Below are 4,893 nucleotides of genomic sequence, written 5' to 3'. Positions count from 1 at the left end.
AATCACTATGGTTTGCCTAATATTTTCAATGAAGTCCAATCAATGTGGACGCAGATTAATTTCTCGATCAAGCGAGTCAAAGATTCTGATAATGGATGTTTACTTGTTCAGTGTTCCAACAACGACCGAGGATTCCATCAAGACGCTATTGCCCAACTTCAGAAAGAAATAGAAAATTGGAAATGTGATTTGAAGATTCCTATCTTGATCCAAGTTCTCCCAAGGGAAGTTAAAAATTCAGAAACTAAACTTTTTGATGGGTTCGTTACCCTTTGGTGCAATTGTCCGGAATTTGAATTGTGGCGAGAAATATTTGAAACTAAACGAGTTTAGTAAACTTTGTTGCATTAAATTATTGTTTCCTAGCTGCACCATCATTTCTGTTGCCTCCACTCGATTTTGTACTCCCGCTCCACAGTCGCCAGCAATTTTGCCTGCAACGAAGATAAATAAGGTTTAGCTTGTTTCCCCAACCCCTGCAACAGCCAATCCACAGAAGAGTCACGGCTAGCCAGTTGATGCAACTGCCGTAACCTCACACATAGCTGCTGCATGAATTGGCAATCTTCATCAAGCAGTTCGAGTGATTTCAGGTGTTCGATTTTTACGGTGTAATCCCCGTCCCATGTCTGGACTGTACAAGTGTATTCTCCAGCATGGCTAACTACTCCCCAATAACCCGCTTTACCTCTTAAGTCTGGGTTATCCTTTGGCAAGAGAATGCATATTTCCCCAACGTGGTGAGGATTGGGTACTTTCGGACTTTCGCGTATCCTATCCACAACATCTTTCACTATGCGACTGGATGGAATCTTATTCCCAGCTTGCTCTACTGCCTGCTGCCAAACATCCGCTTGCACAGCAGGTTCCAACTCTGCTTTCGCCAAAAAACGTAATTGTCGTTCGTTGGTCGGCATTGGAATTTGCCGACCAATGGTCGGCAAAAACTTTTGAAGATTCTCATAAACCACAGTAGCCGAAATCTTCAAGTACGCCGCATCACGACTATAATTGAAGCGATCTCGGCAGTATTCTTCAAAAGTACGGTGCGTGGAACGGTACAATCGTCTGTCCCGCAACTCCATCAACGCCTGACCTGCTGACAAAAATGCTCTTTCTACCTGACGTTCCAATTGCAAGCGTAAGCTTTGTTCTTGGTCGGTCAACTCTTTTACTTCAACAGCCGTAACTATGATAGTTGCTGAAGCTGGGTTTTCGTGCAAAAAAGTATTTTCCTGAGCAGGGTCGGTTGCTAGCTTTGGTTCCTCAGATGTCGCGGGGATAACTTTCTTGCGTCTAGATGGTGGTTTGTTCATTATTCCACCTCCAGGACAAATTGGCTCGTAGCAATATTGAGTTGTGTCATCATGAAAATAGAGTTTTTATTTATACCCCATCCTTCAAATAGGCTGGGGTTTTTCGTTACTTTTTATATTTTGCACTTTTAAAGCACTACCAAATATGAAACATCTTCAAAAGAGAACCCGCTAAACCTGGAGTCGCCTCAATACCGTTCGGTTAAGACATCTCTTCCCCCTTGAAAGAATGGCACGAAGATTCATGTGAAACCTCCTTGCTGGCTATCTTGTTGGGGGTAGGGTTGCAGCTTCGTGTGTTCCAGACAATTTAATGCGAATGCGTCAAGCAGTTCAACATCTGTGTGGCGTGAGTTGAGAGTTGATGATTTCTGTGGGTAAATTAAGCTCTGACTGAATAAAAATTAACATATCAAGTTGATTGCTAGTTGTAATATATCTTCGTCACAACAGTGTAGACCCGAATCTGCATGAATTTAAAACTTGCGTGGACAGTAGGACTATTAACAGTAGCGATCGCTATGGGTGGTTTAGCTTCGGTATCTGCCCAGCATCCTTACACAACTCAATCAAAAGAACAAGAGAAAATATTCTTTCCTGCCAGCGAACGTCCGAAAACTGGAGTCGGCTGGGAAATCACCACTACCTCTGGTGAAGCAGAGATAGCTCTAGCGCGGCATTTAGCTAATACAGGTGCTAAAGAATATGTCGCGTGGTGGTGTCCTCATTGTCATGAACAGAAGTTACTGTTCGGCAAAGAAGCGTATCAAATAATCAGCGACAGTATTAAGGTGGAGTGCGACAGCAAAGGCATCAATCCACATCCTGACTGGTGCGAAGCCGCCAAAATCCCTGGTTTTCCTACTTGGGTCATCAATGGTCGCCAGTACATAGGTGTGCAAAACCTCAAGGAGCTAGCGAAAGCTTCTGGTTACAAGGGGAACACTAACTTTAAATATGTACATATATCTAGATTTTTTTAGGGCTGTAGTTCAATGGTGATCGCTTTGCTCTCCTGTACCAAGTCTTCTGGTGCTTCGACAGCCGTCACTTCCACCCTAGCTGAAGCTGAATGTCATCTTGCTTAAGGCATAAGTCACAACAGCAGGTATGGCTTTTTGGTTTACTGCTGAGAGTTAATCGGTTTTTTCAAGATTTTAAAGCTTAAGTTCAATACTATAATCTCGATCTTCACTGGCTAAGATTTTTCTCTTATGAGATTTTTATCTTGTAAAAAGAATAATTTCAGCCCGCTAAGAAATAATGAATACATTAGCAAAGGAAATATTACTCCGTAGCTGGGCATCGGCTCATTCAATTAAGATTTACTATGCATAGTCAAGTTCCTGCTAATGCCTAATTTATATTCCTATTTTACTTGCTAAATTATTTAAGGTATGGAAGACTTTTAGGTATTAATTTTGAAAACAATACTAATAAGTTAATTTATGTAATGTTTTACTTTACAAGCATAATATGTAGCCATTTTAAAATCAAATTAATAATAAAATTATTTGGATTTTTTATGAATCAATCAGGTAATAAAAAACTTTCTCAAAAGGATTTTGTTTTGCTATCAGCGCCATTAATGGCAGCTTATAGAGCAATAGAAAATCAAAGAAATGATCGCCTATTTTACGCTCCATTTGCTGCCAAATTAGTCACTCCTGAAGCAGAAGCGATCGCCTTAAAAGACCCAGAAGAAGATGGTAGAGCTTACTTAGCTGTCCGCACACGCTTTTTTGATGATTTTCTACTAAGTTTTGCTCATGTTGCGCCACAAGTAGTTAGCTTGGGTGCTGGAATGGACACCCGTGCTTTTCGCCTGAATTGGACAGAAGGTACAAAATACTACGAAATTGATTACCCAGAAGTTCTGAACTATAAAGACTCAATCTTGAAAGATACGCCTACTACTTGTCATCGGTACTCTATTGCAATTGACCTTACTGATTACTGCTGGGTTCAGCAGCTACTTCAACAAGGATATGACAAAAGCATACCTTCTGTCTGGTTACTGGAAGGATTATTGTATTACTTGAGTGATTCCGAGGTTCATGCTTTGCTCAACACAATCATGGATCTGACAACAACTGGTAGTTGGATTGGTTTAGATTTACTAAACCAATTATGCAAAGAATCTACTTATGATGAATTTTATCACGGGAATTTTCATTCTGGTTTTGATAATCCAGAAGAATTATTAGCTACTTATGGCTGGAAAGCAGAGGTATTACAACCAGGAGAAGAGGGAGCAAACTTTAATCGTTATATCCATCCTTTCCCACCACGGAATCATGAAAACGTAGAGCGTGTTTTCCTCATCAAAGCTAAGAAAATAACTTAAAATTCCTATGAAAAAAATATTAGCTAATTTATTTTTTTTGACAGCCAACGCTTTTTTTGTTTTTCAAGTAACAATAAAATCTGCTAATCCTCAAATTGTTCCAGATACATTAAAAATTAATTCCCAAGTTACGATAAATGGCGATATTACTACTATTACTGGTGGTTCTCAAGCAGGCAGCAACCTATTCCACAGTTTTAGACAGTTTTCCCTTCCTACCGGAACACAAGCTCACTTTAATAATGCACTAGATATTAATAATATATTAGTTCGAGTTACGGGGCAATTTACTTCTAGTATTGATGGATTAATTCAAGCCCACGGCACAGCTAATTTATTCTTTATTAACCCCAATGGTATTTCTTTTGGCTTTAATGCTAGCTTAAATATTGGCGGTTCGTTTATAGCCAGTACAGCAAACAGTATTGAATTTGCCGATGGTACTTACTTTGATACTCAACAGACTTCTCAAACCCAAGGTCTACTAACAGTTGCTATTCCGATTGGCTTAAGATTTTCAAATAGACCAGCCAGTATTCTTGTTTCTGGCGATGGGCAAGGGGCAAGAACGGGATCTGACCTTATAGATACTACTTCTGGGCTGCGCGTACAACCAAATCAAACTCTTGCTTTACTCGGCGGTGATATGGCGCTAACAGGCGCAACAATCAAGACCGCAGGTGGGCAAATTGAATTAGGTAGTGTATCTGAAGAAGGTTTGGTTAACTTAACACCAACAGATAAAGGCTGGGTCTTAGGTTATTCAAATATCAAAACTTTTGGCAGCATTGCATTATCTCAAGCAGCAGTGCTTGATGCTAGTGGTAATGGAGGTGGCGATGTCCGTGTTAATTCTAGAAATTTAGCTTTAACTGGAGGTTCTCAACTTGAAGCCAGCACTTTAGGAACTGAAGTTGGGGGTACTATAGAGGTCAATACAACAGACTCACTAACTATAATGGGAGCGCCTGGATCTGACTTGTTTTTGAACACAACTATTGCAGCAGAAGTTTATCAAGGGGCCACTGGTACAGGCGGCAATATTAACATCCATACTGGCCGCTTACTCCTTGCAGATGAAGGACAAATATCTGCTGGTACATCTGGTACCGGCAATAGACTTGTCCGAAAACTCCAAAGCCAGACTGTTCAAAGCTTTGAGAGCAAGCTTTGATATCTTCGTGAAAACGTAATCATAAAGCTTTGAGATAGTTACTGATAGTTTAGAGC

At 40.3% G+C, this 4,893-nt stretch carries 5 protein-coding genes; 4 read left to right on the top strand and 1 reads right to left on the bottom strand.

Features of this window, described 5'->3' with window-relative positions:
- On the top strand, positions 1-333 hold a 333-nt coding region (locus H6G97_RS45520; protein WP_206759170.1), incomplete at its 5' end, for a hypothetical protein.
- A 41-nt stretch (positions 334-374) separates the two neighbouring features.
- Here H6G97_RS45520 and H6G97_RS45515 read toward each other — a convergent pair.
- Positions 375-1,316 (bottom strand): hypothetical protein, encoded by a 942-nt coding sequence (locus tag H6G97_RS45515; protein WP_190947008.1) that lies wholly within the window; start codon positions 1,314-1,316, stop codon positions 375-377.
- A gap of 470 nt (positions 1,317-1,786) precedes the next feature.
- Between H6G97_RS45515 and H6G97_RS45510 the strand changes: the two genes are divergently transcribed.
- The 3 genes from H6G97_RS45510 to H6G97_RS45500 all read left to right on the top strand — a co-directional run bounded on the left by H6G97_RS45510 (position 1,787) and on the right by H6G97_RS45500 (position 4,837).
- On the top strand, positions 1,787-2,299 hold the full coding sequence (locus tag H6G97_RS45510; protein WP_422394280.1) for a thioredoxin domain-containing protein: 513 nt from the start codon (positions 1,787-1,789) through the stop codon (positions 2,297-2,299).
- Positions 2,300-2,841: 542 nt separating this feature from the next.
- Positions 2,842-3,663 (top strand): class I SAM-dependent methyltransferase, encoded by an 822-nt coding sequence (locus tag H6G97_RS45505; protein ID WP_190947007.1) that lies wholly within the window; start codon positions 2,842-2,844, stop codon positions 3,661-3,663.
- A 7-nt stretch (positions 3,664-3,670) separates the two neighbouring features.
- On the top strand, positions 3,671-4,837 hold the full coding sequence (locus H6G97_RS45500; protein ID WP_190947006.1) for a filamentous hemagglutinin N-terminal domain-containing protein: 1,167 nt from the start codon (positions 3,671-3,673) through the stop codon (positions 4,835-4,837).
- The last annotated feature ends 56 nt before the right edge of the window (positions 4,838-4,893 follow it).

The sequence above is a fragment of the Nostoc flagelliforme FACHB-838 genome (assembly GCF_014698065.1).
GTDB lineage: Bacteria > Cyanobacteriota > Cyanobacteriia > Cyanobacteriales > Nostocaceae > Nostoc > Nostoc flagelliforme_B.
The sequence above is the reverse complement of the archived record's forward strand: the minus strand, read 5'-3'. Positions and strand labels throughout refer to the sequence as shown.